This is a genomic window from Bifidobacterium sp. ESL0690, from assembly GCF_029392315.1.
Classification (GTDB): Bacteria; Actinomycetota; Actinomycetes; order Actinomycetales; family Bifidobacteriaceae; genus Bifidobacterium.
The window spans coordinates 1345961-1371670 of the sequence record NZ_CP113939.1 but is presented as its reverse complement, the minus strand read 5'-3'; the positions used below and the strand labels follow the sequence as shown (position 1 = coordinate 1371670).

Sequence of the window (25710 nt, the reverse complement as noted above, 5' to 3'; positions counted from 1 at the left end):
TATGGCAGCATTGCAATCCACGATTGAGGCCCTGCGTCTGGCAGCAGTGGCGGCCGACCGGGTGAAGGCCACCGATATCGTCGCCTTCGACGTCACCGGCCCCATCGCCATCACCGATGCCATGCTCATCGCCACCGCTTCCAGCGAACGGCAGGTTCTGGCCGTGGCCGAGGAAGTCGAAAAAGAGCTGTACACCAAGGGCGGCAAGCTCGAGCCGCGCAGCCGCGAAGGCCTCGATGAAGCCCGCTGGGTGCTACTCGATTACGGCGATTTCGTCATCCATATCATGCACGAGGAAGAACGCAGCTACTACGACCTCGAGCGGCTTTGGCAGGATTGCCCGGCCATCGACCTTCAGCTTCCCAACACGGCTGACGCAGACGAAATGACGCAAAACGAATCTGTCGGCGAGTAGACAACTCGTCAGGCGCGCTTGAAACGTGTGGCATGTCAGCCGATAGACGAACGTTTGCGGTCTAACATTTTCATTAAGACCATTCCATCAGTATTTTAGGAGTTAAACGATGGATTTCAGTACTGTATTCGATCCCAACGTCCACGTTCGCTCGCTTACTTTGGTTCGCCACGGACGTACCGCCTACAACGCTTCCGGCCGTATTCAAGGTGTCACCGACATTCCACTCGATGAGGTCGGCAATTGGCAGGTCCATCAGACAGGCCGCGCGTTGAAGGAACTATACGTCGATAACCAGAAAGACCAACAGCGCCATCGCTTGATTGTCGCTTCCGATCTGGGCCGTGCCATGGCCACAGCCCACGCCTTCGCCGACCTGATCGGTGAGGAGGTCCATCCTGATCCGCATGTGCGCGAACGCCACTACGGGGACTGGGAAGGTCAGGCGACCCGCGAAATCATGGAGAAGTATCCCGAGGATTTCACCTCTTGGCTTCATGGTGAGGGCGGTGAGCTCAAGCACAACGTCGAACCGGACAAGCACGTGGGGCTTCGTGCCACGCAGGCCATCGCCGAATGGGCAGACAAGGCCGAAGCGGATACCGACCTCTACGTTTTCTCACATGGCGCCTGCATCGCCGATACGGTGCGCACTCTGCTCAACGCGGATAACGATGCCGACTCCAATTCGGCGGTCTTCTCGATGCGCAACGCGCACTGGGCCCGTCTCATTCCCATCGCCATCGCCGGCAAGCCGCTGCGTTTGGCGCTTTCCGATTACAACCACGGGCCGGCCATCGCCGATACACCTGAATGGGAGAATCCGAAGCTCTGATTTGTATTTCAATCGAAATTGCCTTGTTTTCTAGGATTCCCAGCCAATTAGATTAGTCATACAATTCGTAGGTGTTTAGTCTTACATATGGATTTATAGGCTAAAATAATAAATGTATGGCAACGATATGTTTTCGTACCCCGGCCGCCAAATAACCACCATTCAGTGGCGGCCGGGCGGATTGAATCTGAAAGAACAACAAGGGGAAATCATTATGGGTATTTTCGATGATGCCAAGGATGCAGCCAAGCAGGCCGGCGAAAAGCTCGGTAAGGCCGCGAGCGACGTCAAGGACAAGGCCGCCGACGTGGTCGACGACACCAAGAAGAAAGCCGATGACGTCAAAGACAAGTTCTCCGACAAGGCCGATGAGGCCAAGGCGAAGGGCGAAAGCGCAGCAGCTCAAGGCAAGGAGCAGGCCACCGAGGCCAAGAACGCCGTCAAGCAGCAGATTCGCGACAACAAGTGACGCGATATTCCCGCTGATCGGGATCGCCGCGGCACGGATGTAAATTCGGGCGAGGCAATCACAGTGGATGAAAGCCGCTGGCACGTGATGAGAAGCGTTTCGGCGGCTTTCATTATGTTTTATATATACTTATTATATTTTCAAGAAAAATGCTTTCTGTTAACTGGTCCGAAAACGGATGTTATTGGTTCTCGGGCCGGCGGCAGCAATGCGATACTGACATGGGCGACTTTCCAAGGTCGCTGTCTACTTGGCTTCCTGCTGGTAGAGTTGGGACGGAACGGCCGTGGATAAGGCAATCCGACACGAAACGAGGCGTGAGATGAACGAAATGAGCCGGAGAATCTGGTGGCAGGTTTATCCTCTGGGTTTCTGCGGGGCACCGGTACGCCCTCAATCCGACTCCGAACGTCGGTGCGTGCCGAGACTCGACCGCCTTGTCAATTGGCTGGATTATATGGAAGGCATGGGTTGTGACGGCCTGCTGCTCGGCCCTATTTTCACCTCCGAAACCCACGGCTACGACACCGTCGATTTCTACACAATCGATCCGCGGCTTGGTGACGATCAGACGTTCGGCCGTTTGGTCACGGCGTGCCATGAACGTGGCATCGCGCTGATGCTGGACGGCGTCTTCAACCATGTCGGCCGCGCTTTTCCTGAGTTCCAGCGCGAACTCAAACGGGCGCAGGATGAAATGGAAGCCGGCAAACCTGTCGGGCATGATGGCGACGACATGTTCAGTTTCTCTTTGGCCGAAGACGGGACGCTGGATTACGAAAAATTCGAAGGTCACGCGATTCTTCCCACCTTCAACCATGATGCGCCTCGCGTCGCCGATCTGGTAACCGACGTGATGGCCCATTGGATGAACAGGGGCGTGGACGCCTGGAGGCTCGACGCGGCGATGACGGTACCGACGACATTCTGGGCCAAAGTTCTGCCGCGCGTACGCCGTGAAGTGCCCAACGCCTGGTTCATGGGCGAGGCCATCCACGGCGACTTTCCCCAGTTCGTTCGTGATTCGACCATCGATACCGTCACCCAGTATGAGCTGTGGAAGGCAATCTGGAGCAGCCTCAAGGACGGCAATTTCTTCGAGCTTGACTGGTGCTTGAAGCGTCACGACACGTTCCTTGAAACCTTTACCCCGCAGACGTTCATCGGCAACCACGACGTCACCAGGATCGCCAGCCAGATTCAGGACGAGGAAAAACTCGCGCTGGCCGCCGTCATCCTCTTCACCGTCGGCGGCACACCTTCGATCTATTACGGCGACGAGCGTGCCATGAAAGGTGAGAAAACCGATGGCGTCGGTGGCGATGACATCGTTCGTCCCGAATATCCGGACACGCCGGAAAGCTTGCCGGATGACGGCGAATGGATGTACCGGCTTACCCGTCAATTGGCGGGGTTGCGAAGCGCGCGCCCGTGGATGATTGACGCCACCACAGAGCCGACCCTGCTGGAGAACCGGCATTATGCCTACGACGTCAAGGCGCGGGACGGCAGCGCCAAATTACACGTCGATATGAACCTCGACGAGACACCGCATGCCGATATTTACGAAGGCGGCAGTGCCGAACCCCTGCTTCACATCGAGCATCGGGCCAATTAGCTTGAGAATTCAAACGTCGTCGTGTAAACGGCTCGTAGCTTTATCTGCATAGGTCTTGTCAGAGTATTCTCAATCCGCTCAATAGTGCAATCAATAAGTTGTTCATACTCATACTCCGCCACTACTTCGCGGTTTTCAGAACAGACTTGCCTGCGATTCGCGGTTGATCGGCTGGATGATATGCGGCCCGTCGCCGGAAAAGTGCGCCACCTCATGGAACTGAAGTCGTTGTGAAAGCCGTTGCGCGGACTCGTGAACCCTTTCGAGGATTTCTGAGCCCTTCTGTCGAGGGTCGAGCCATAGGTCCCTGAGACCGGCCGATACCAGCATCGGCATGCGACTGTGAATTTTCTCCGTCCCGCCGCTGGCCGCGCAGGTCATGATGGTCGCGGTCAGTTTCCATGGCGATGATGGCGTTTGCCGCCACCACGAATACAAGCCCGCAAAGGCAAGAACATGGTCGTCAGGAGCATGGAAATAGTAGGGACGGCGATTATGAGGTTCGAAATAGCCCGAAGCGGGGATGATGGCACGCATGTGGTCGAGCGACTCACAATAGGTCGGGCTTTTTGTGGCCGATTCGATACGGGCGTTGTGCGTCTTGTAATATAAATTGTCGGTAAGGCTGTTGCGCGGGATCAACGACCAGTTCGCTCCCCGAAGATGCCTGGTGCCATCCATGGTTTCGACAATCAGCCCGATGTCTTGCTTGGGCTTGACCACGAAGGTTTTGCTGGGAAGGGTGGCCTCGGAAATATCGCTTTCTTCGACTTTAAAGTCCGCGCCGATGGCATCCCAATCCAGGTCAAGTGAGAATCTGCTACACATCTAGGTTCCTCCATGCAAAACTTCCTGCGTGAGGTTTGGTTTGCAGGTGTCAAACCCTTGGGAACCCAATGACAGCACAACTACTACAAATACGACAAACTACACAACTCTACTTAATTATATTTATGTCTCAGGCTTGACAAATTTCGCCCTCGAATTGTCTTATGTCTATTGTCTATGTTCCTTATCTTGGTGGCTCAAACGCGATGGGCCATTGATTCGATGGTGTTCAAGAAGCGCGTGGGGCTTTGCCGCGATTGCTGTCAGGTCAGACAAGCAATTGCCGATAACGCAAAAGCACGAATGGCATAAAAATTGAGGGCCCCGTGTCTGGAACCCTCAATTTCAATGTTATTTTCAGTAGAGAGATATGTCTCTAAAACCTTGCCGTTCAGTCCTTGCTGATGGTCTTGCCGGCGTTGGCGCCAGCGGAGAGGTCCTGAATCTCGGTGATCTCAAGCACCGGGATGGTGGCGGGCTTCTTGGTGCCGTTCTTCTCGGCGACCTTGACCTGCTCGTCGTAAATCGCGTCGTCGGAGTGCAGGGTCACGTTGCCGCGGAAGCGATAGCCCTTCTTGCTCTCCAGGTTGGCGAAGCAGATGACCAGCGGGCTGCCGTCCTCGAGGTTCTTGTAGTGCTGGCCGGCGGTGCGCTCGTGATAGGCGAGGTGGTTGTCGTCGAGCACGAACATCGACATCTTCGGGCCGAGGTCGAGCTGGCCTTCCTTGCTGACGGTCGCGATCCATGCGAGGTTGTTGTTGATGAATTCCTTCATTTCCGGGGTAAGAGTAGCCATGATGCTGTCCTTTCAATCGAACTGCTGTCTATACGTTTCCATCTTACGTCTTCGACCCTGCGTTCACTGGCAAAATCGTGTGACGTTGCTCACCGCGCTTCGACAGGCGAGCATGCTTAATGATACTTGCTTAGTAATACAAATAAAGTATTACAGAAATATTGTTTTTCCGTCTATTCGCAACGAGGATCCAAAATTGTAATGCGTAATTGTAATCAACTCGTGAAATGTTCAAATCAGCGCGATTTCGTTGTGTTTCTAAGCGTGTCGTCGCCAGAAAATGACCTAATTTAGATAACGACATATTGGCTTGAATGTCTGTTGACGCCAAGTGACTGATGTTTGATGCTGATATCGGTATGAAGAGAGACATAGCCAGCGCAGGTCTGTGAAGCCCTGAGCGGGCGGAGATTGAAAGAGAGGTCCGACGTGGCTGGCGGTATACGCGCGAACATGCCGGGGACACACAAAAGGGCGAGGTTCATGTCCCATTCGTTTGCCGCCTACCTTTCCTCAAAAGGCACCGGACGCCGTGGCTTCCAAGGCCTGCGCAGCCGTCTTTCACGCAATTTCCCGCCCAACCTGGCCCGCCTTATGCTGCTGTGTTGCGCAGCGCTTTGGGGCGGCAGCTATCTGGTTTCCAAAATTACGATGACTGCGATATCCCCTCAATGGATGATGGGAATGCGTACCGGCGGAGCGTGCCTGATAATGCTGGCCCTTTTCCACAAGCGGATCATTCCTGCTTTGAACAGGTCGATTCTGTTGCCGGCTTTGCTCACCGGTGTCAGCTATTGGGCAACTATGGTTCTGCAAACCAAGGGTCTGTTGACCATCGATCCTGGCAGAAGCGCGTTCCTTACGGCCGTCTATTGTGTGCTGACACCGTTCGCATCATGGTTCGTCAGCAAAAGCAGACCCCATAACATCAACGTCATCGCTGGCGTGATTTGTTTGGCAGGAGTTGGTTTGGTGGCCCTCAAGCCGGGTGGATTTTCGCTTTCTCTGTCTAAAGGTGATTGGCTCACCATTGGTTGTGCCGTGGTTTTTTCCTTTAACCTGACCTATCTCGGCGTCTATTCCAAGAAATTCAGCGCCATCACTGTCACTTTTGTGGAGATGGCCGTTTCCGCCGTACTGTTTTTCATCGGTGCGATTTTCACCGAACCTGCGCCAAACGCCACATGGCTGGAACCGAAAATCGTCGTGAGCTTCCTTTACCTGTTCATCGGCGCCACAACCTTGGCGCAGCTCATGCAGAACATTGGTCTGGCGCACGTCTCGGCATCATCAGCTTCCGTGGTGATGTGCACTGAAAGCCTGTTCTCAGAACTGTTTTCCATACTTTTCTGGGGATCGACATTGACTTTCTCGACCTTGGCCGGTTTCGCGTTGATTTTCCTCGCGGTGCTCATGTCCATTGTGCGCCGTTCCGTAATCGTCGACCTGTTTCGTAGAGTGGAGGATTGGGTCCATGATCTGCGCAAGAAGTAGCTGTTATGGTGCCTGACGTGGTGCAATCGCGATGAATCTGTACCGAGCCTGTCTTGTAGAGCGTAAGGTCGTCAAGTTCAATAATGGAATTCGATATCGATAATAACTATTAAACTAGACTATACTGCTTGCAGAAACCAAAGATTTGTAATATAAGTCTCCCTGGCTGTAAGCGTTCGGCAAGGTTTTGGTCGGTTATCAGCGTTTTCCAATTTCGTTTCGTTATCCTTGAGAATCATGAAGAATTTTTTCAAGGGGATTTCGGTCTCGCAGATCATAGCCGGTGCGCTTGCTGCGGTCACTTCGTTCCTGTTGTCGGCGAAAATCGGCATCGCCGGTTCCGTGATCGGTGTTGCGGTCGGTTCCATCGTCTCGGCGGTGGCTTCGCAAATCTATCAGAACGTGCTCAACGAATCCGGCAAGAAGCTGCAGGAAAACGTGCCGCAGGGCGACGATACAGCGCAGCAGGATATCGCGGGTGCCGGTTCGAATGAGGAAACGCGCGTCATCGGTTCGGATGCCGAGCATCACGGGCGATTGGCCAACACTGTTTCCGCGAACAATGTGCATGCGCCTTCCACCTTGCGTCTCGACGGCACGTCCACGAGTCTTGCGGCTTTGGCCCGTAATGGCCAAGAAGGATCGCAGGATGGCACGAAAGGCGCGACCAAGGCGATGCCTGCGGTTGGCGCCGACGGCAAGAGCAAGTTGAACCAAAATGGCAGCAAACCAGGTGAGGCCACTCAGGTTCTGCAGCCTTCCGCTTCCGGTGGCAAAACCGCCGTAATGCAACCGGTCAAGAACGGCGCGCAAGGCAAGAGCATTGCCGGTTCCAGCAAACGGGTCAAGGGCCCGGGCCAGGCCGACGGCCATATCCGCGTCTTCGATTCATCGAAGCAGAAGCGTTACAAGCGGCTGGCGATTGTCGTGGCCGTGGTGAGCGCCTTGGTCGCGGTCGGCATTACGGCAGGCATCATCTCGCTGGCCACCAAGGGGCAAGGCACCGATGACGTGGTGCGCAACATCGTCACCAACTCGGCCACGAAGAACCGCAAGCAACAGGACGATTCTGGCAACAACTCGACCGATGGCAGCCAGAAAACCGACAGCGGCACTCAGAAGAACAACAGCACCACCAACCAGAACAATTCCGGCTCCACCTCCGATTCCGGCACGCAAAGCGGGTCAACCTCCAATGGCTCTGGCACCGGCACTTCCGGCAATTCGAGCACCGGTACTTCCGGTAGCAGCAATTCAGGTACGACCAGCGGTGGCACGACTTCGGATTCCACCGGTTCCTCCAGCGGTTCCGCGGATTCCTCGAGCGGCACCAGCGGCGGCAGTAGTTCCACTGATTCTGGCTCCACTAGCGGTTCGACCTCCGGCAGCACTGGCACGAGCGGCAATGAATCCGGCTCGACTTCCGGCTCACAGACTGGAAGCAGCTCATCTGGCGCGGCTTCCGGTGTTGCGAAGCAACGATGAAGGATCGAAGCGAATATCGCCGGATGAGGTGCACATAACCGGATGAAATGAGCTTGGCCGGATTGAAAGACCTATACAGGCCATTCAATCCGGCCTTCTCGAATTTGTTCTCGATTCAATATCTCGTATTTTCGTCATTTCTTGTGACTGGTATCTTGGCTTTTGGGGATACGTAATCGTTTGAAAACCATTGTGCCATCTTCCTTTAGTGGCCATAAGCAAGTCTTCAGCGACACGCCGGTTTGGTCATTTGGGGAGTTTGTTGTAAAGTATCTAAGGCTTCGCAAGGAGCAATAACTTAAACAAGACCGGGGCTATGGCGCAGCTGGTAGCGCATCTCCATGGCATGGAGGGGGTCGGGAGTTCGAATCTCCCTAGCTCCACGGTTAAGGCTTTCGAGTATTTCTCGAAAGCCTCTTTCATTTGTTGTTGCAACAGCGACGTTGTTTCGGGGATACCGGTCAGATTGTGCGCTTGATGGTTTGATCTTCACCTGTCATAGTCTTAGAGCTTCATTGAGACGACTCTGCGTTAGGCTGGAAATAAGACGAACAATTATTTTAAGGAGTCGCGATATGAACGAGGAAGCGTTGTCGGCGCAAACCGATGCCAAGCAGAACACGTCAGCCGAGAAGCCGGCAGAGCCGAAACTTCGTCCGACAGGCGAGCACACGACAAGACATACGATGGAACTCAACGGCGAAACGATTCATTATCAAGCGACCGTCGGCACCATCACGATCGATACCAAAGAAGTGAAGCCTGCTGCCAGCGATTTCTATGTGGCCTTCGAACTGAGTGATGAAACCGGCAAAACCGACACCACGCGACCGATCACGTTCATCTTCAACGGCGGCCCAGGCTCGTCCTCAACGTTCCTGATGATGGGCTCGCTCGGACCGAAGCGCATCGATATTCCCGACGCGGCGCCGGTTCCTGCTGCGCCTTACGGTCTCAAAGACAATCCATACACCATGCTGCCGTATTCCGATATCGTTTTCATCGACGCCCCGGGCGCCGGGTTCTCGCAGATCGCCGAAAAAGCCAAGAAGGAGCTCTATTCGGTCGACGGCGATGTCAAAGGCTTCAGCGCATTCATCCGCGCCTACCTGACCCGTTTCCACCGTTGGAACTCGCCGAAATATGTGCTGGGCGAATCCTACGGCACCACGCGCGGGGCGGCGTTGTCGTACCGGCTTCAGCAGGACGGGGTTGCTCTCAACGGTCTCGTTTTGATTTCCAACATCCTGGATTATGCCTATACGTTCGACACCTCCGACCAGTTCTACATCGGCTATTTCCCGACGTTCGCCACAGTCTCCCATTACCATGGCAAGGCGGGTCAGGACGTCGATATCGCAACGCATCTGAACGCCGCGCGCGAATTCGCCAACGGCCCGCTGCGTGCCGCCTTGGCGCAAGGCGATACCATCGACGAGGTCACGAAGCGCGATGTCGCCAAACGCTACGCCGAACTGACCGGACTGGATGAACAGTACGTCTACGATTCTGATCTGCGCGTGGTCGATATGCGTTTCCGCAAGGAACTGCTGCGTCACGACAGCGGCGAAAACACCGGCATGATCGTCGGCCGCTACGACGGGCGGAGCAAAGGCTACGACCTCGACCGTACCGCGCAGGAAGAGACCTTCGTGGTCGACGACAGCTTCCTCGACCCCGCCTATTCCAGCGTCGCCAACGCCTATCTGCGTGACGAACTCGGCTGGGACGGCGCCGATGAACGCCGCGGCTTCGCCGATTTCGACTGGGATTCCATGGAACCGGGCAAAGGCTGGACCTGGTGGCACACCCTGCCGGAAGGTGCCAAGACGTCTTGGGGCCCGCACATCCCGTTCCCGACGGTCACGGCCGACCTCGCCGCAGCCATTGCGCACGAGCCGACGCTCAAGGTCATGATCGGCAACGGCATCTACGACCTGTGTACCCCGTTCAACCAGACCGAATACGACATCGACCACATGGCCCTGCCCAAGCCTTTGCGCGGTAACGTAGCGTTCACCTACTATCCGGCCGGCCACATGCTCTATACCGCCCCGGAAAGCATCAAGAAGTTCGCCGGAGATCTGTCGCGCTTCTACGCAAGTGATGTCGCCGGACTGGCCGATATCAACGAACGCAAGATCTGAACGGCAAGGGGAAGCTTCGCCGTTCTTGTGGCTGGTAAAAGGTCGCGAGAACGGCAAAGTTGATACGCGTGAGACGTTGAAAACAAAGGAACATACAGAACGTCGAAAAGTACTGAACATATAAAACGCACATACTGGGCGTTGAAAATACGGGAATGATAGGGGAGACGAACAGTGACTGATTGGTGGCAGACAGCGCTTTTGTACGGCCCTGCCGTATTCTTCGGTCTGCTGCTCGTCGTCTCCGTCATCCAGGAACCGCGGCGTTTCCGCAACGCTGTGTGGCTCGCCTTGTTCGTGCTATGCTTTTCGAGCGCGCTGTTGCTTGATTTCTGGCGGGATTGGGCGTTTATCCCGATAGTGCTGGTGGCCGCGTTCACGCCGGTTATCGTCGTCGGATTCCTGCTGATCAACACGGTCATCGTCATCCGTCATGAAGGGTTCTCGCTTTCCACGGTTTTGCCCGCTTTGTTCGCGCTCGTGATGATGGTTTGCGTCGCCGTGTATCCGATGACTTTTTATTTCAATGCGCCCCGCTGGGGTAAGAGCCTAGGCTTGCTCATTGCGTTGGAAGGACTTTGGTTCTTTTTCACGTTCGCGGCGCTGTTGCTGTATTCCGCGATTTATCGCTTCCTGCCAAGACGCAGGCAATACGATTACATCGTCATTCTCGGGGCCGGTTTGCAAGGCACAAAACCCACGCCGCTGCTGCGAGGGCGCATCGACAAGGCAGTCGATTTATGGAATCGGCAGGGGAGACGTGGCCTGTTCATCGTTTCAGGCGGGCAGGGAGCCGATGAGGAAATCAGCGAAGCTGAAGCGATGAAACGATATCTGGTCGAGCAACGGGGAGTGCCGGCCGGCAACATCATCAAAGAAGATCAATCCACCACCACGCTCGAAAATCTACGCAATTGCAAAGTGATTATGGACGAACGTTGCGCTTCGAACGATTACGTTTCAGCTCAGAACCGCATGGCGTGCCCTTATCGCGTCGCCGTGGTCACCAGCGATTACCACGTGTTCCGTGCCAGCGAATACGCGCGAGAAATCGGGCTCAAATCCGACGGAATCGGCAGCCACACCAAAAGCTATTACTGGCCGGCCGCGTTCATCCGCGAATTCATTGCCATCAGCAAGGCGCATTTCTGGCCGTATCTGGCCATAGCCGCGCTGTGGGCGGCAGGGATGATTCTAGGAAGATAATAATCAATATTCCATATTTGCGACTCGGCGTTCCTTTCATCGGTGGGGTGCGGCACAATGAAAACAGTGAGACATCGCACATGCGGATGTCGAGACAACAGGGATTCACCGGCAAAAGGAGTGAATGAATATGATTGACGAAGTCATTTTTTTGCGTCATGGAAGGACGTCCTATAACGTCGTCCACCGCCTGCAGGGCCAGATCGATGTCCCGCTTGACATCATTGGCCAGTGGCAGGTCGACCAGACCGGTCTCGAGCTGGCCAGACGCTACTACTGGGCCAAAGTCAACAACGTCGCCGGCAATCCCGACCTGCTGGCGCAACCCGGCCCGGGAGCCGCGAAACAGAGCGATATCAGCGAATACCAGAAGGTACCTGCGGGCAAACGCAGGATGAAGGTGATTTCCAGCGACCTTTTCCGCGCCGCGCAAACGGCCCATGCTTTCGCCGATCTTCTGGGCCTGCCGGTCACGCTCGACAAGCGGCTTCGCGAACGCAGCTTCGGTCAGTGGGAAGGCAAGACACGCCCGGAAATCAGGGAGCTGGATGCCGAAGCCTACCGTTCCTGGCGCGCACACGAGGGCGGCGAGGCCAAGTATGGCGTCGAAACGCGAACCCAGGTCGGTGCCAGGGGAGCGAAGGCCGTGCTGGAACTGCTTGATGAGAATTCGCAGGATGATACCCCGACTACTTTGATGCTGGTGAGCCACGGCTCCTTCATCGCCGCAACGGTCGAAACGCTGCTTCATATGGATCCGGAAATCGACGAGCTCGGCAACATTCCCAATGCCTACTGGTCCACGCTCAACCCGAGGCGCCAGGCCGACGGGAGCTATGGTTGGACGCTCGCCGAATACAACTGCGGCCCGGCCATCTCGACAATCGCCGACTGGTCGAACGGGCCTCAAGAGCTTCGATACGAAGGCATGACATTGATGACACCGCTGCCCGTCACGGATACGGTCTGAGACGGAGGAACTCGGTAGAAGGACGGCATGGCTGCGCGTTGTGCGACGCTAAGCGCAAAGTGCGGCCAAAAAGTTCCGGCGAGGGGTTATTCTTGAATTTTGGGTTAACAGCAGGAATCCGGGATTTTCGTCTGCGCTTCTTCATATGAAGGCAGATGTTCCGGTGGCCAGGACGCGCGGCGCGCAAGCCGGCGTCTCCTGCGGGAACCGTACAGCGAATGACGCGAAAGGCGGGTGGCAGACATGTTGAGGATGTTCAATACGATCAATGGGCAGGTCGAACAGATAAACAAGTTGGAAAACGGCTCATGGATCTGTTTGTCCAACCCCACTGACGTCGAACTCGCCACCGTTTCCTCCCAGACCGGCGTTGATTTGGCCGACCTGCGTGCACCTTTGGATGATGAGGAACGTTCACGCGTCGATTCCGAAGACGATTACACCATGATCATCGTCGACATCCCCACCGTCGAGCAGCGCGACGGACGCGACCATTACGAAACGATTCCTTTGGCGATTATCGTTGCGGCGCATACGATCATCACGGTTTGCATGCAGGACACGCCGGTGCTTCATCCCTTCATGGAAGGCACCATCCGCGGGTTCAATACCTATATGAAAACCCGCTTTGTATTGCAAATCCTTTATCGCAACGCCACGATGTACCTGCGTTATCTGCGCATCATCGACCGCAGTTCCGACAACCTCGAATTGAAACTCCAGCACTCCATGCAGAACCGCGAGATCCTGCAGCTGCTCGAACTTTCGAAGACCTTGGTCTATTTCACCACCAGCCTCAAGTCCAACGAAATCGTGATGGAAAAGCTGCGGGTGACCGAAAAACTCAATTCGCTGACGCACATCAAGCAGTATCCGGAGGACGAAGACCTCTTGGACGACGTCATCACCGAAAACAAGCAGGCCATCGAGATGGCGAACATTTACAGCGGCGTTCTTGCGAATATGACCGACGCCTCCGCCTCGATCGTTTCCAACAACCTCAACAATGTGATGAGGATTTTCACCATCATCTCCATCGTCCTGTCGATCCCGACACTGATCTTCTCCATGTATGGCATGAACTTTCAGGACGGCATGTTCGGCATGCCGTTCACCAACTCGCGCTGGGGCTTTTTCATCGTCATCGCCATTTCCATGGTCATCACCGGCCTTGTGGCATGGTGGTTGACACGTTCCAAGCTTTTTAAGTAGGTTTTGGATGCGATTGTCAAGATTGAAATCGGCTTTTCCTCTTGCTAAAAGAAGTATGAACCGGCATTTCAAGTCGGTGCTCGCCTTGGGGTGTGGCTTCGGCCTGCTGTTCTCGGCCTCGGCATGTGGGCCGACGCAGACCCCGCCTTCCGCCAATGTTCCCGAAGGTCCGACCATTGCGATTGCCGTGGCGAACGACGAGCCCGGGCTTGGTCTCGACCACGAAGGCAAATATTCCGGTTTCGATATCGAAGTGGCCCATTACGTGGCCCAAAAACTCGGCTATGCGCACAAGCAGATTATTTACAAGCCGGTCAATGTTTCTTCGGCCATGACCGCTTTGGAGGAATCGAAAGCCGATATGTTCGTCTCGGCTCTGCCCGCCGTCATCACGTCCAACACCGGCCGTCAGTTCGGTACGTCCAAGCCTTATCTCACCGACCCGTTGGGGCTTTTGGTGCCGACACGTCTGCAACACGATTTCACTGATGTCTCGTCATTGAAGGATCAGAATATCTGCACGGTCAAGGGAACGGCCGACGGGGGCGCATTGGCCTCTGCGATTCCTGCCGTGAAAATCCAGGAACGCGACACCTACCCGCAGTGCCTTACCGCGCTGCTGGTCGGCGAAACGAATGCCGTTGCCGCCGATGCCGCGATTCTGCATGGCCTCGCTTCCAGCGTCGTCGAGCACGATGTCACCGTTCTTGGCGATGAGGATTCGTCTTCTTCTGCGGGGTTGGTCAAAGCCATCGCGCAGGTTTCCCAGGTCCGTCACGCGGTCGTGATTCGTCCGTCGAACGGCGAACTGACCAACAAGATCAACACCATTCTCGACGATATGGTCAAGGACGGCACGTGGCAGAAGGCCGCCAAGTCCATGCGAGCAAGCATCGGCTATATGCCCGAACCGGCGTTGAATCAGTCTCTCAAAAATTAAGATAGGTTAGGTTTTGCGCCTATTGTTGCAAAGGGTACCTTTCCCGGCGCGGTTTTTGCCTTGCGTAGTGCTTCGGTTTTGAATCGCAGGGGAAAACGTCATCCGGCCCTTTCGCTGTTTTCATATTTGTTAGGTCTTCGATTTAAGTAAAAATTATCTTTTTGACGGCAACATGACCACGTTGCGGAAATATGAAGACCTGTGTCCAGTTGAGCCACGATAATCCTATTTATGAGCGAGAATGAACAAGGCGCGGATTCGAGCGCCAATATTTCAAGTGTTCCGGCATACCGTTACAACGCCAAGATGGCGCAGGGTATCGAGGAAAAATGGCAAAAAACGTGGGATGAGAAGGGCACCTTCTGGGCCGCGAACGTCAAGGGTGATCTGACCGACGGCAAAGGCAAGCACGCCGACGGACGTACGCCATACTTCGCGATGGACATGTTCCCGTATCCCTCTGGCAAAGGCCTGCACGTCGGGCATCCGCTGGGCTACCTTGCCACCGACGTGGTCAGCCGCTATCACCGCATGAAAGGCGAAAACGTGCTGCACGCCATGGGCTACGACGCTTTCGGCCTTCCCGCCGAACAGTATGCCGTGCAGACGGGCCAGCACCCGCGCGTGACCACCGAGGCCAACATCGCCAACATGCGCCGTCAGCTGCACCGCATGGGCCTGAGCTTCGACAACCGCCGCACCTTCGCTACAATCGACCCCGGCTACATGCGCTGGACGCAGTGGATTTTCTCGCGTATCTACGACGCCTGGTACGACCCCGATTTCGTCCGTCCCGACGGCGGCAAGGGTTCCGCGCGCCACATCGACACACTTATTGATCAGTTCAAGAGCGGCAAGCGCGCCATTCCCGGTTTCGAGGATTCCGGTAAGAAATGGGACGAGCTCACCGAGGCTGAACAGGCGGACGTGCTCAACGACTTCCGTTTGGCCTATATCTCCAAGTCGCCGGTCAACTGGTGCCCGGGCCTCGGCACGGTGCTGGCCAATGAGGAAGTGACCGCCGAAGGCAAGTCCGAACGCGGCAACTTCCCTGTCTTCCAGCGTGAGCTGCGCCAGTGGTCCATGCGCATCACCGCCTACGGCCACCGTCTCATCGAAGACCTCGACATCATCGACTGGCCGCAGAAGGTCAAGCTGATGCAGCGCAACTGGATCGGTGAATCCCACGGCGCATCCGTGCATTTCAAGGTCGAAACCCCCAACGGCGAGCGGGATATGGAGGTCTACACGACCCGCCCCGATACGCTGTTCGGCACCACCTTCGCCGTGGTTTCACCCGAGCATGATTTGCTGGCGGATGCTCCTGCCGCTTGGCCGGAGAACACTCCAGAAAGCTGGAAGGGTGGTTATGCCACGCCGGCCGAAGGCATCAAGGCCTATCGTCTCGCAGCCGAATCCAAGACCGCGCAGGATCGCGTCGACGAGGGCGGCGAGAAGACCGGTCTTTTCACCGGACTTTATGCCATCAATCCCATCACCGGCGACAAGCTGCCTCTCTTCACAGCAGATTATGTTCTAATGGACTACGGCACCGGCGCTATCATGGCCGTGCCTGGTGGCGATCAGCGCGATTATGACTTCGCCAAGAAGTTCGGTCTTCCGGTTATCTATACCGTCAAGCCTCTGCCTGATTCCGGTGAGGATCTGGCCGATTACGAGGGCAAGGCGCCGTTTGTCTCGCACGACGGCATCGTCATCAATTCCTCGACCGAGCACACGCAGGCCAAAGGCGACGCTCTGGATCTGAATGGTCTACGCGTCAACGACGCCATCGAAAAGGTCACTGCATGGCTCGAATCGGCCGGTGCTGGTGAAGGCACCGTCAGCTATCGTCTGCGCGACTGGCTCTTCTCCCGTCAGCGCTACTGGGGTGAGCCGTTCCCGATCGTCTACGGCGAGGACGGCGTGCCGCATCTGCTGCCTGATTCCATGCTGCCCATCAACCTGCCCGATGTTCCGGATTACAGCCCGAAGACCTTCGACCCCGAGGACGCCGAAAGCAACCCAGAGGCACCGCTGAGCCGAAATCCCGACTGGGTCAAGGTCACGCTCGATTTGGGCGATGGACCGAAGACTTACTACCGCGACACCAACACCATGCCCAACTGGGCCGGTTCCTGCTGGTATTACATGCGTTATATCGATCCGAATGACACGAAGCATATGGTTGATCCGGAGGAATACGAATACTGGATGGGTCCGAACCACAACAAGGAATCGGGCAAGACCGGTGGCGTCGATCTCTACGTCGGTGGCGTGGAGCACGCGGTGTTGCATCTGCTCTACTCGCGTTTCTGGCACAAGATTCTCTTCGATCTGGGTTACGTCGACACGCCGGAACCGTTCTACAAGCTCTTCAACCAGGGCATGATTCAGGCCTACGCCTACACCGACGACCGTGGCCAGTACGTACCTGCCGCCGAAGTGGAGGAGGGGCCTGCCGACAAGTCCGGAGAGCCGACGTTCACGTGGCACGGCCAGCACGCCAACCGTGAGTTCGGCAAGATGGGCAAGAGCCTCAAGAACATCATCACCCCGGATGACATGTATGCGCGTTACGGCGCCGACACGTTCCGCCTCTACGAGATGAGCATGGGCCCGCTCGACGAGTCCCGCCCGTGGAACGACCGCAACGTCGTGGGTGGCATGCGCTTCCTGCAAAGGTTGTGGCGTAACGTTGTCGATGAGAACACCGGCGAGGTCACCGTCTCTGATGTCGAGCCCGAAGCCAAGACGCTGAAGCTCTTGAACAACACCATCGCCGCGGTGACCGAGGAAATGGAGCATATGCGCCCCAACACCTCCATCGCCAAGCTCATCGTGCTGAACAACCACCTGACCGGTCTGAAGGCCGTGCCGCGTGCCGCCGTCGAGCCGCTGATTCTCATGCTTTCGCCGATTGCCCCGCATATCTGCGAGGAACTTTGGTCGAAGCTCGGTCACACCGATTCTCTGGCACACGAGCCTTGGCCGAAGGCCGACGAGCGCTATGTAGGCGAAGACACTGTCACCGCTGTGGTGCAGATCAAGGGCAAGGTTCGCGCTAAACTCGAGGTCAGTCCCTCGATCGATCCCGACGAACTGAAGGACATGGCTCTGAAGGCCGTTGCCGACCGCTTGGGAGGTAAGGAGCCGCGCAAGGTCATCGTCAAGGCCCCGAAGATCGTCTCCATCGTTCCTGCGGAGTAACGGATGACGGGAATACCATTGGACGACGATTCGGAATGATATCGAATGGTCATCCGATGGGTTGAACGAACAAAAGTGTAATGAAAAGGGCACAGGATTTAACCCCTGTGCCCTTTTCATTTGGTTTTATAGTTTTTTGAATTTCCGCTAACTTGTAGAACGAAGTAAATATAGAAACTTGTCGAAAATCTAAAGCAAAGAGGCTAGATTTCGGCAGGATACCAATCTTTTACGGCAATCAGATCGCTTTGACACGCTGTGCATGAATGTGGACGATTCGGCGGGTTGGGGCGCGACACGCCTCAAATGTGGATAACCCATATCATTCGACCACAGTGGTCGTTTTGGCTCGACTTTTGCACTCGGTTCAGTCATGCTTGAAGGTATGGGTATTCATTTCAATGACAGTCGTATTGACGATAGGATGCATGACGGTAGCCGAGCTTTGACGACGCGGCTATATCCCTCTTCTACGCCACAGACTGAATCGTTTGAAAATGAATTGCTTAGGAACGGGCAAAGTCTTGACGCAGATCTGCTACGTGTCGGTCTTCCGCCATTGCCACCTGTGAATAGCTGGCTTATCGAACCCGAAAACAGGTCTGAAAGCAAACCAAAGAATCGGTCTGAAGACATCAAACAGACTTTAGAAGTTGATGACTTTGATTCCGTTATAGATGGTTCTGCCAATGAAGATTTCGCAGCGGATTCGAATGTCAAATCAGCTGCCAAACAACGAACCATCCCAAGATTGGTGTTCAAACCCACCCAGGCGGTGGTGGTGATTCTGGTATTGGTGGTGGCGTTGTGCGCAAGCCTGACGATGCTGGTGACCCAGACGATCAACTACAACAAGCAACAGGCTGAAGCCTCATCCGTCAGTGCAACTGTAGCAAGCGGTTCCAAAGCCAAGGGTTCAGGTCTGACACAAGGGAATTCTTCGAAATCCGGTGGAGCTGCTGGCTCTACTTCAACATCTGCTGGAGCTGGAGGTCAAAACACCGGAAGTGATGCCGCCGCGACACAGGCAAATTCACCCGCCCAAGCCGACTCTTCTGCTGGGCAGGCCGGGACTTCGAGCAACGGAAGCAATCTCATCAACCTCAACACCGCCGACAGCACACAGTTGCAACAGATCAAGGGCGTGGGGCCGGTGATGGCGCAGAAAATCATCGACTATCGCACGTCCATCGGTCATTTCACCAGCGTCGACCAATTACTCAAGGTTTCAGGCATCGGCCAGAAGACACTGGAGAAGATACGCGGGCAGGTGACGGTCTGATGAAAAATATTGATAGTTTTCTAGGCAAAGATCCTGCCAACAAGTTTGACAGGGGAAACGAGCATGAGCAAGGCAGCCGGGACTGGCGAATGCTGCCGGTGGCGTTGTGCGTGTGGATTGCAGCGCTTGGCTCACACGCTGTATTCGCCCTGCTCACCGGGCAGCGAGAAAGGAAGTCTTCACCCAATCGTGATGCCATTGAATCCGACAATTCTTCGTCAGCGATTTCTCCATTGGAAAGGGTTATACAGCCGCTGAAAGCTTCATTGAACGCTGACAACATTTTCCCGATAGCCGTATTGTTTTTGTTACTGGCTGGCATGGTTGCCTTGCTTGTTATATCTCGTCGATGGTTCGGCTGGGGCGACACACTTTCAAGCGGTTTAGCCGAAAAATACCCCACTATTAAGTCCAATGTTCAGAAATCGACGAGAATCTGCCGAAAGTTGCAATCCGGAAATGGAACAAACGTTCCAATCTCGAATGTATCGGCACTGGCCCTGTATCCCGTACCTGATGAGACGCATACAAAAGAAGAATCGCATCCGTTGAAAGCTGGAATTTCGTTGGTTTTCAAGGAATCACACGGAAGCCGAACGATATGGGTGGCCGTTCTCGCATGTTCGGCTTTGGCCGCGTTCATCACTTCGATGAGTGCCGATGCAATGGCGTACCGCGACCCGGCCATGGCGCTCGCAAGTGGGGGCGAAAGCACGGTTGAGGCGAGTGTTCGTCTTGAATCGCCGGTTACTGCGGCGAGTTCATGGCAGGCTGATTGCCAGGCGAACGCGCATTTGGTCGGCATCGGCCACGACGGCATTCGTCAAGCCAGTAGGTCACGTATCGTCCTATATGCCAACAAACCGTTGTGCGGGCGGCTTTCGGACGGTCAGACGATAGAGACTTCCGGTACGCTACAGACTGCCCGCTACGGGATGCGGCCAATCTGGCTGACCATTGATGACAATGCGACAACAAGTTTGCTGGAACGAGCGCCACCGACAAAACGGTTGGTTGACTCCATGCAACGCTCGTTCTTCTCGGTGACGGAAGGTCTTTCCGACCAAGGGCGTGTATTGGTTCCTGGACTGACAATCGGGCTTTTGGGACAGGATTTCATGGGTGCGAGCGCAGCTAAGCGTGAACCTGTGAACGCCACATTCGCCACGCTGCTGGAGATGCATTTCAAGGATTCCGGCATTATGCACCTGATGGCGGTTTCCGGCGGGCATTTCGCTCTAATCGGGAGCCTGATACGTTCGGGATGTGCACGGTTCCTGCTACCGCGACAAGTGGTTGCCATGCTGACGGTGATGGCTTATACGGCGCTCGCGAGCGCCATGTACCCTTCCGACTCGGTGATGCGCGCTTTGATTATGGGTGTCTTTGCCTCTTCCGCGATGTTTGCCGGCAGAAAGCCGCAGGCGATCAGTGCGTTGAGCTGGACGGTCATCCTCGTATTGCTCGTCAACCCGGCAATGTCCAGAAGTTACGGATTCGCGCTTTCCTGCGCCTCGGTGCTTGGCATCGTGCTCTGTGCCGGTCCCATAGCGGATCGGCTTGCAGCAGTATTGCCGCAATTCCTTGCCGATGGCATGTCGGTGACCATCGCCGCTCAGCTGTTCACCTTGCCGATACAGGTGCTCATGACTCCGACGCTTCCGTTGCTTTCCGTGCCTGCAAATCTCGTGGTGGCACCGTTCGTGGATTTCTCAACGCTTACTGGGCTGGCGGGCTTGGTGTTGTCGTCACGGGCACCGCATCTGGCGTTTGTGTTCGTCTGGCTCTCCAGTTGCGGGACGTCGGTGATGCAGTGGTGTGCGGATACCATTGGTGGTTCGCAAACCGCGACCATGCCGTGGGCGGGAGGCGTCAGTGGCGCATTGATGATTGTGGCCTGCGAAATCGGTTTGGTGGCGCTGTTCAAAGCAATGTCAATGATTATGAAAAGACAAGGCAACGACGGTTCTGTTGCAGGTAATGACGGTCATCTCATACAACTGCGAAGCAAAGGAACCATATGGCTCAAAGAAACCGAACAAATGTTCGAACGGCTCCAAAAGCCCGATTAATGCGGGAGACACGAGGTATGTCCACCTGTGACACCACATTGAATATCATAGAAAGTCGTAAGCGTTATGCCGTCACGGCGGCTGTATCAGGTAGTCTCAAGAATCGAGGAATGTGATGGCTGGAAAGCAAACCAAACCGCGGACCCGATTCGTGTTGGTCATCGGCGGCGACGAATTCCTCAACGAACAACAGGTACGTGATTGCCGTGACGAGGCCGCGAAGAACGATCCAGAAGCTGAGATTATCGAACTTGACGCGGGCGAGGCGAGCCAATATGATTTCGACGAGGCTGTGAGCCCATCGCTGTTGAGCACCAGTTCCATCGTCATCATCCGGCACATCCAGAACGCCGACGATGCTCTGGTGGACACCATGGCCAACTACTGTGCCTCGATAGCCAAAGATCCAGCTTCCGCATCGGGTACGGTCATCGCACAACATGACGGTGGGCAAAAGGGCAAGAGAATCATCGACCGTCTCGCCAAAGCCGGGGCCGAGAAAAAGGCCATTCCAGACCTCAAACGCGCCGACGCCAAACTGAACTTCGTCATCCAGTGCTTCGAACGCCATAAGCGTCGCATCGATCCTGCCGCCGCCCAGCAGTTGGTAGCGGTTCTGGGGGAGAAGACCGGCGAACTCGCGGCCATGTGTGAACAGCTTTGCTTCGATTTCGATGATGACCCGATCAGTCTCAATCTGGTCAATCAGTATCTGACCGGCAATGCAGAAGTCACCGGATTTGCTGTGGCTGATGCGGCGCTCGCCGGAAACGATTCCAAAGCCATCATTGACATGCGTGCGGCAGTGGCCCAAGGCACAGACCCAATTGCGCTCGTAGGAGCTCTGGCGATGAAACTGCGGACGTTGGCCAAAGCTTCCGCGGTGCGTTCCGGCAGCATCTCGCAAGCCGAAGCGAAAACCAACCCGTGGGTGCTGCGCAATGCGACAAGGCAACTGAGCGGTTGGACGTCCGAAGGACTTTCCAGATGCATCCAGACGTTGGCATGGGCCGATGAACAGAACAAGACCAATGGGGGAGACCCGATGTATGCGCTGGAGCGCTCCATCGAACTAATCAGCCATAAAGGACGTATGAACGTATGAGCGATGAATCATCATATACGGTTGAAGTGCCTACCGGCGCGGATATGCAGGAACTGGGAGCCAAGGTGGCGGCCTGTGTGTACGGCGGCGATGTACTGCTGCTTTCCGGCCCGTTGGGAGCCGGCAAGACGACGTTTGCGCAAGGTTTCGGGGCAGGGCTTCATATCGACGAACCCATCGTTTCCCCAACTTTCACCATTGCCCGGGAGCTCGACGGCAGATTTTCGGACGGGACTCCCGCACATCTGGTGCATGTCGATGCCTATCGGCTTGGCGGCAACGATTTCGCCCCTGGTCAGGACACTGTCGATAGGCTTCTTGACGAACTCGAATCGCTGGGGCTTGACGAGGAACTCGAAGATCCCGGAGAACATACGGTGATTCTGATGGAATGGGGCGAACAGATGGCCTCCGCGTTCGCCGAAGTTCGTCTCGAAGTCCATATCGACCGTCCGATTGACAAGGCGACGCTCGATGCCGAAGCGGAAAACCCGAATGCTGAACTCACCGGCGACGGCATGCGCACCGTGACATTCGTTCCTGTCGGCAAGCGCTGGGAGGATTTCACCGGTCGATTGGCTTCAATGGAATAAGCAAAAACCTGCGGCTTCGTTTCGCGGGCATTATGAGGGAATTACCAATGTTCTGCGCGTCGTTCATGGACGTGGCGGGTTTCGTCGGTTGCGCGAAAGTTGTACAGTAACAACGGCATGAATCTTTGGCGCCCGGAAATTGAATGATCGCTGGGCGGGCAGCGTGAATGGTAGGAGCAGCAAATATGACGAACACATTGGTCATCGACACTTCGTTCGGTTCGACGGTGGGTGTTTTGGGTCATGAACCCATTATCGAGACCGATTCACGCACCCATGTCGAAAAATTGCAGGTCAATATCGGCAAGGCCGTCGGTCAGGCCGGGCTCACGCCACAGGGCCTTGACCGCATTGTCGTCGGCGTCGGGCCTGCCCCGTTCACCGGGCTTCGTGCCGGTGTGGTGGCGGCGAAAGCCATCGCGTACGCCACTGGTGCCCAGCTGCTTGGTCAGGACATCCTTGAGCCTCAGGCGTGGATGATGAAACTCAAGCGTGAGGGCGATGCCCGGCTTGCGGATTGCGATTTTCTCAAGGGAACAGAAACAGAAAAGACGCCAAACACTGAATCTGTCCATCACCTGACGTTGGCCGTCAATGACGCCCGTCGTCGCCAGCTGTACTTCGCGCTGTATAGCGATGAAAAACAAACCATCGACGACAATGGCGTAAGTCAGCAACCTGCCTCCGAAAATACGAACTCATTTGTTTCCACACTGGTCGATATGGATATTGATTATCCCCAGCATATCGTCGAGCGGATTAACGAGGCCGTCCAAAAGCTCGGTGCGGAAGATGCTGTACAGGGCGAATATCGTATCGATATCGTCGGTCATGGAGCTTCGAAATATGCGGATGCCTGGCAGGGATTTGGCACGATGCTGGGTCGTGTTATTGACCATTCAGTATTGGACGCCGGGGCAGCAGGCCTGGAGATTTTCGCCGAGTGCGCCTTGGCAAGCAATGGCATTGATTCAAGCGATGCAAATGGTGTCAACGGTAAACTTGGCGACAATAGCAGCAGTAGTGAGAACGCTACAAAACCTGTGGAACCGCTTTACCTGCGCCGTCCGGACGTTTCCGTACCCAACCCGCTGAAGCATGTGTTGAACCATGCAGGAGCCATGAAGGCCTGAACACAAGATGATCGTTAAATTCGGCGAGCTCAACCAGCAGAGGGCTTTGGAGGCTGCGGCCAAGCTCGAAACTGAGCTTTTCGCCTCGCAAGCTTGGGATATGCAGACATTGCGTGACGAGGTAACCGACGCGTCCAGAATTTATCTTGCCGATGTCATCGAAGTTACTGATGCCAGTGATAATTCTGAAAGCAGCGATGCCGCCGACGTCGCCAATTTGGTCGATGCTACTAAAAGTAATAAACGCCCAGCCCGCGAACAAACAAAACAGCTTCAACGAGTTGACGTTTCAAAGATCATGCGTGGCTATGCCGGCATGTGGCATGCCGACGGCCAAGCCGAGATCACGACTATCGGCGTCGCCAAACGGTTCCAGCGAAACGGAATCGCCAAAAATCTTCTCGACAGTCTGATTAGGTACGCACGTCATCACGGAGTCCGTCGCATCAAACTGGAAGTCCGCGTCGACAACGAACCGGCAAAACGTCTTTATTGCAGCCTCGGATTTAAGAAGATCGGTCTTTTGCGGCATTATTATCAACCCGAAGATGTCGATGCCGTTGAAATGGCGTTGGACCTTGAACCGCATATCATGGGATTCAGTAGCGAAAAACAGAACATGGAGCAACATCAATGAGCGAACCGACAGTACTGGGCATCGAATCGACCTGCGACGAGACCGCGGCGGCCATCGTTCGGGGACGTACGCTGGTTTCCAACGTCGTGGCGTCCTCGATGGAGGAGCACGCACGCTACGGCGGTGTCATCCCGGAAATCGCCTCACGAGCCCATGCAGAGGCGTTCGTGCCTGTGGTCTCGAAAGCGCTGGCCGATGCAAATATGGAACTGTCCGATGTGGATGCCATAGCAGTCTCGGCAGGCCCCGGTCTGGCCGGGTGCCTGGCCGTCGGTGTTTCCGGTGCCAAAGCCCTTGCTTGGGCGGCGAACAAGCCAATCTACGGCATCAACCATGTGATCGGTCATATCGCCGTCACCCAACTGCAGTTTGGCCCGTTCCCGAAGGATACGCTGGCGCTTATCGTCTCCGGTGGCCACACCTCGCTGTTGCACGTCGAGGATGTCGCCCGTCATGTCGACGTGGTCGGCACGACGCTTGACGACGCCGCAGGGGAGTGTTTCGACAAGGTTGCACGTCTGCTCGGCTTCCCCTACCCAGGCGGTCCGCATATCGACAAACACGGCCAACTAGGTGATCCGCATGCCATCAAGGTGCCCCAAGGCCTTACCAAAGGCAAGGCCGGCAAAGACCATCCATACGATTTCAGCTTCTCCGGCGTCAAGACGGCTGTGGCTCGATGGGTCGAAGCTCAGCAGGCTGCTGGCAAGGAGATTCCGGTAGACGACGTCTGCGCCTCGCTGGCGGACTCTGTGGCCACGGTGCTGGCAAACAAGGCCATGCATGGCTGCGAGGAGTACGATTCCAAGACGCTGATTGTCGGCGGCGGTTTCTCCGCCAACTCCCAGCTGCGTGCCAAGTTGCTTGAGGTAGGCAAAGAACACGGCGTCGAGGTCCGTATCCCGCAAATCAAGCTCTGCACCGACAACGGTGCGATGGTCGCCATGTTAGGCGTCAATCTGGTCGAAGCCGGCGTGCGCCCGTCGTCCCCGGATTTCCCCATCGATTCTGCGATGCCCATGAACGTCATCAGCGTGTGAACAGAAAGCAGGAATCGAGACACTCCGCAAAATCCAAGCGACACGCCATTGGGGTTGCGCGATATCGATTCTTGTATAAGATATATTTCTTGTGCGGTGCTTCAAGCTTCGTACGGGACATTCCCGCATAGCTCAGTTGGCAGAGCGTCTGACTGTTAATCAGAATGTCGCTGGTTCAAGCCCAGCTGCGGGAGCGGAATGAAAATTCTCGGAATCTCAATGG

21 protein-coding genes and 2 tRNA genes are annotated in these 25710 nt (G+C 55.6%); 21 read left to right on the top strand and 2 right to left on the bottom strand.

Features of this window, described 5'->3' with window-relative positions:
• Nucleotide 1: 1 nt before the first annotated feature.
• The 4 genes from rsfS to OZX62_RS05555 all read left to right on the top strand — a co-directional run bounded on the left by rsfS (nt 2) and on the right by OZX62_RS05555 (nt 3337).
• Nucleotides 2-415, top strand: a complete 414-nt coding sequence (gene rsfS / locus OZX62_RS05570; RefSeq protein ID WP_277175258.1) for a ribosome silencing factor — start codon at nt 2-4, stop codon at nt 413-415.
• A gap of 109 nt (nt 416-524) precedes the next feature.
• Nucleotides 525-1250, top strand: a complete 726-nt coding sequence (locus OZX62_RS05565; RefSeq protein WP_277175257.1) for a histidine phosphatase family protein — start codon at nt 525-527, stop codon at nt 1248-1250.
• Between the two features lie 214 nt (nt 1251-1464).
• Complete coding sequence (locus tag OZX62_RS05560; RefSeq protein WP_277175256.1) at nt 1465-1719, top strand: hypothetical protein; 255 nt, start codon at nt 1465-1467, stop codon at nt 1717-1719.
• Nucleotides 1720-2041: 322 nt separating this feature from the next.
• A complete protein-coding gene (locus OZX62_RS05555) occupies nt 2042-3337 on the top strand; it encodes an alpha-amylase family protein (RefSeq protein ID WP_277175255.1) in 1296 nt (431 codons plus the stop codon).
• 135 nt (nt 3338-3472) lie between these two features.
• Here OZX62_RS05555 and OZX62_RS05550 read toward each other — a convergent pair whose 3' ends face one another.
• Both OZX62_RS05550 and OZX62_RS05545 read right to left on the bottom strand, forming a co-directional pair.
• Nucleotides 3473-4165, bottom strand: coding sequence for an SOS response-associated peptidase (locus tag OZX62_RS05550; RefSeq protein ID WP_277175254.1), 693 nt, complete (start codon nt 4163-4165; stop codon nt 3473-3475).
• Between the two features lie 391 nt (nt 4166-4556).
• Nucleotides 4557-4961 carry a pyridoxamine 5'-phosphate oxidase family protein gene (locus OZX62_RS05545; RefSeq protein WP_277157597.1) on the bottom strand — a complete coding sequence of 135 codons (405 nt, stop codon included), beginning with the start codon at nt 4959-4961 and terminating at the stop codon, nt 4557-4559.
• 594 nt (nt 4962-5555) lie between these two features.
• Here OZX62_RS05545 and OZX62_RS05540 point away from each other — a divergent pair.
• The 17 genes from OZX62_RS05540 to OZX62_RS05460 all read left to right on the top strand — a co-directional run bounded on the left by OZX62_RS05540 (nt 5556) and on the right by OZX62_RS05460 (nt 25681).
• Nucleotides 5556-6455: a DMT family transporter gene (locus OZX62_RS05540; RefSeq protein ID WP_348519305.1), complete on the top strand. Its 900-nt coding sequence runs from the start codon at nt 5556-5558 to the stop codon at nt 6453-6455.
• 237 nt (nt 6456-6692) lie between these two features.
• Nucleotides 6693-7940 (top strand): hypothetical protein, encoded by a 1248-nt coding sequence (locus tag OZX62_RS05535; RefSeq protein ID WP_277175252.1) that lies wholly within the window; start codon nt 6693-6695, stop codon nt 7938-7940.
• Nucleotides 7941-8250: 310 nt separating this feature from the next.
• Nucleotides 8251-8323 (top strand) — tRNA-Ala (locus OZX62_RS05530).
• Nucleotides 8324-8515: 192 nt separating this feature from the next.
• Nucleotides 8516-10087: a carboxypeptidase gene (locus tag OZX62_RS05525; RefSeq protein ID WP_277175251.1), complete on the top strand. Its 1572-nt coding sequence runs from the start codon at nt 8516-8518 to the stop codon at nt 10085-10087.
• A gap of 174 nt (nt 10088-10261) precedes the next feature.
• On the top strand, nt 10262-11293 hold the full coding sequence (locus tag OZX62_RS05520) for a YdcF family protein (protein ID WP_277175250.1): 1032 nt from the start codon (nt 10262-10264) through the stop codon (nt 11291-11293).
• A gap of 130 nt (nt 11294-11423) precedes the next feature.
• Nucleotides 11424-12263, top strand: a complete 840-nt coding sequence (locus OZX62_RS05515; RefSeq protein WP_277175249.1) for a histidine phosphatase family protein — start codon at nt 11424-11426, stop codon at nt 12261-12263.
• Nucleotides 12264-12506: 243 nt separating this feature from the next.
• On the top strand, nt 12507-13475 hold the full coding sequence (locus tag OZX62_RS05510) for a magnesium transporter CorA family protein (protein ID WP_277159369.1): 969 nt from the start codon (nt 12507-12509) through the stop codon (nt 13473-13475).
• Between the two features lie 55 nt (nt 13476-13530).
• Nucleotides 13531-14415 (top strand): transporter substrate-binding domain-containing protein, encoded by an 885-nt coding sequence (locus tag OZX62_RS05505; protein WP_277175248.1) that lies wholly within the window; start codon nt 13531-13533, stop codon nt 14413-14415.
• 231 nt (nt 14416-14646) lie between these two features.
• Nucleotides 14647-17625, top strand: coding sequence for a leucine--tRNA ligase (leuS, locus tag OZX62_RS05500; RefSeq protein WP_277175247.1), 2979 nt, complete (start codon nt 14647-14649; stop codon nt 17623-17625).
• Between the two features lie 373 nt (nt 17626-17998).
• Nucleotides 17999-18907, top strand: coding sequence for a helix-hairpin-helix domain-containing protein (locus tag OZX62_RS05495; RefSeq protein ID WP_277175246.1), 909 nt, complete (start codon nt 17999-18001; stop codon nt 18905-18907).
• 548 nt (nt 18908-19455) lie between these two features.
• The gene (locus OZX62_RS05490; protein WP_277175245.1) at nt 19456-20979 is read left to right on the top strand and encodes a ComEC/Rec2 family competence protein; all 1524 of its coding nucleotides are present in this window, start codon (nt 19456-19458) and stop codon (nt 20977-20979) included.
• A 115-nt stretch (nt 20980-21094) separates the two neighbouring features.
• Entirely contained in the window at nt 21095-22084 is a 990-nt protein-coding gene (gene holA / locus OZX62_RS05485) for a DNA polymerase III subunit delta (RefSeq protein WP_277175244.1), read from the top strand.
• Entirely contained in the window at nt 22081-22677 is a 597-nt protein-coding gene (tsaE, locus tag OZX62_RS05480; RefSeq protein ID WP_277175243.1) for a tRNA (adenosine(37)-N6)-threonylcarbamoyltransferase complex ATPase subunit type 1 TsaE, read from the top strand. Before holA ends, tsaE begins: the two co-directional genes overlap by 4 nt.
• Before the next feature lie 185 nt (nt 22678-22862).
• A complete protein-coding gene (tsaB, locus tag OZX62_RS05475; protein WP_277175242.1) occupies nt 22863-23810 on the top strand; it encodes a tRNA (adenosine(37)-N6)-threonylcarbamoyltransferase complex dimerization subunit type 1 TsaB in 948 nt (315 codons plus the stop codon).
• Between the two features lie 7 nt (nt 23811-23817).
• The gene (gene rimI / locus OZX62_RS05470) at nt 23818-24447 is read left to right on the top strand and encodes a ribosomal protein S18-alanine N-acetyltransferase (protein ID WP_277175241.1); all 630 of its coding nucleotides are present in this window, start codon (nt 23818-23820) and stop codon (nt 24445-24447) included.
• Nucleotides 24444-25487, top strand: coding sequence for a tRNA (adenosine(37)-N6)-threonylcarbamoyltransferase complex transferase subunit TsaD (gene tsaD, locus OZX62_RS05465; RefSeq protein ID WP_277175240.1), 1044 nt, complete (start codon nt 24444-24446; stop codon nt 25485-25487). Before rimI ends, tsaD begins: the two co-directional genes overlap by 4 nt.
• A gap of 121 nt (nt 25488-25608) precedes the next feature.
• A tRNA-Asn gene (locus OZX62_RS05460) sits at nt 25609-25681 on the top strand.
• The last annotated feature ends 29 nt before the right edge of the window (nt 25682-25710 follow it).

What these genes read in the sequence shown, in the direction of transcription:
- tsaB (WP_277175242.1), top strand. Translation starts at nt 22,863, where the DNA reads ATGACGAACACATTGGTCATCGACACTTCGTTCGGTTCGACGGTGGGT.
- OZX62_RS05555 (WP_277175255.1), top strand. Translation starts at nt 2,042, where the DNA reads ATGAACGAAATGAGCCGGAGAATCTGGTGGCAGGTTTATCCTCTGGGT.
- tsaD (WP_277175240.1), top strand. Translation starts at nt 24,444, where the DNA reads ATGAGCGAACCGACAGTACTGGGCATCGAATCGACCTGCGACGAGACC.
- rimI (WP_277175241.1), top strand. Translation starts at nt 23,818, where the DNA reads ATGATCGTTAAATTCGGCGAGCTCAACCAGCAGAGGGCTTTGGAGGCT.
- OZX62_RS05560 (WP_277175256.1), top strand. Translation starts at nt 1,465, where the DNA reads ATGGGTATTTTCGATGATGCCAAGGATGCAGCCAAGCAGGCCGGCGAA.
- rsfS (WP_277175258.1), top strand. Translation starts at nt 2, where the DNA reads ATGGCAGCATTGCAATCCACGATTGAGGCCCTGCGTCTGGCAGCAGTG.
- OZX62_RS05505 (WP_277175248.1), top strand. Translation starts at nt 13,531, where the DNA reads ATGAACCGGCATTTCAAGTCGGTGCTCGCCTTGGGGTGTGGCTTCGGC.
- leuS (WP_277175247.1), top strand. Translation starts at nt 14,647, where the DNA reads ATGAGCGAGAATGAACAAGGCGCGGATTCGAGCGCCAATATTTCAAGT.
- OZX62_RS05495 (WP_277175246.1), top strand. Translation starts at nt 17,999, where the DNA reads ATGCTTGAAGGTATGGGTATTCATTTCAATGACAGTCGTATTGACGAT.
- holA (WP_277175244.1), top strand. Translation starts at nt 21,095, where the DNA reads ATGGCTGGAAAGCAAACCAAACCGCGGACCCGATTCGTGTTGGTCATC.
- OZX62_RS05535 (WP_277175252.1), top strand. Translation starts at nt 6,693, where the DNA reads ATGAAGAATTTTTTCAAGGGGATTTCGGTCTCGCAGATCATAGCCGGT.
- tsaE (WP_277175243.1), top strand. Translation starts at nt 22,081, where the DNA reads ATGAGCGATGAATCATCATATACGGTTGAAGTGCCTACCGGCGCGGAT.
- OZX62_RS05510 (WP_277159369.1), top strand. Translation starts at nt 12,507, where the DNA reads ATGTTGAGGATGTTCAATACGATCAATGGGCAGGTCGAACAGATAAAC.
- OZX62_RS05515 (WP_277175249.1), top strand. Translation starts at nt 11,424, where the DNA reads ATGATTGACGAAGTCATTTTTTTGCGTCATGGAAGGACGTCCTATAAC.
- OZX62_RS05565 (WP_277175257.1), top strand. Translation starts at nt 525, where the DNA reads ATGGATTTCAGTACTGTATTCGATCCCAACGTCCACGTTCGCTCGCTT.
- OZX62_RS05545 (WP_277157597.1), bottom strand. Translation starts at nt 4,961, where the DNA reads ATGGCTACTCTTACCCCGGAAATGAAGGAATTCATCAACAACAACCTC.
- OZX62_RS05525 (WP_277175251.1), top strand. Translation starts at nt 8,516, where the DNA reads ATGAACGAGGAAGCGTTGTCGGCGCAAACCGATGCCAAGCAGAACACG.
- OZX62_RS05540 (WP_348519305.1), top strand. Translation starts at nt 5,556, where the DNA reads ATGCTGCTGTGTTGCGCAGCGCTTTGGGGCGGCAGCTATCTGGTTTCC.
- OZX62_RS05550 (WP_277175254.1), bottom strand. Translation starts at nt 4,165, where the DNA reads ATGTGTAGCAGATTCTCACTTGACCTGGATTGGGATGCCATCGGCGCG.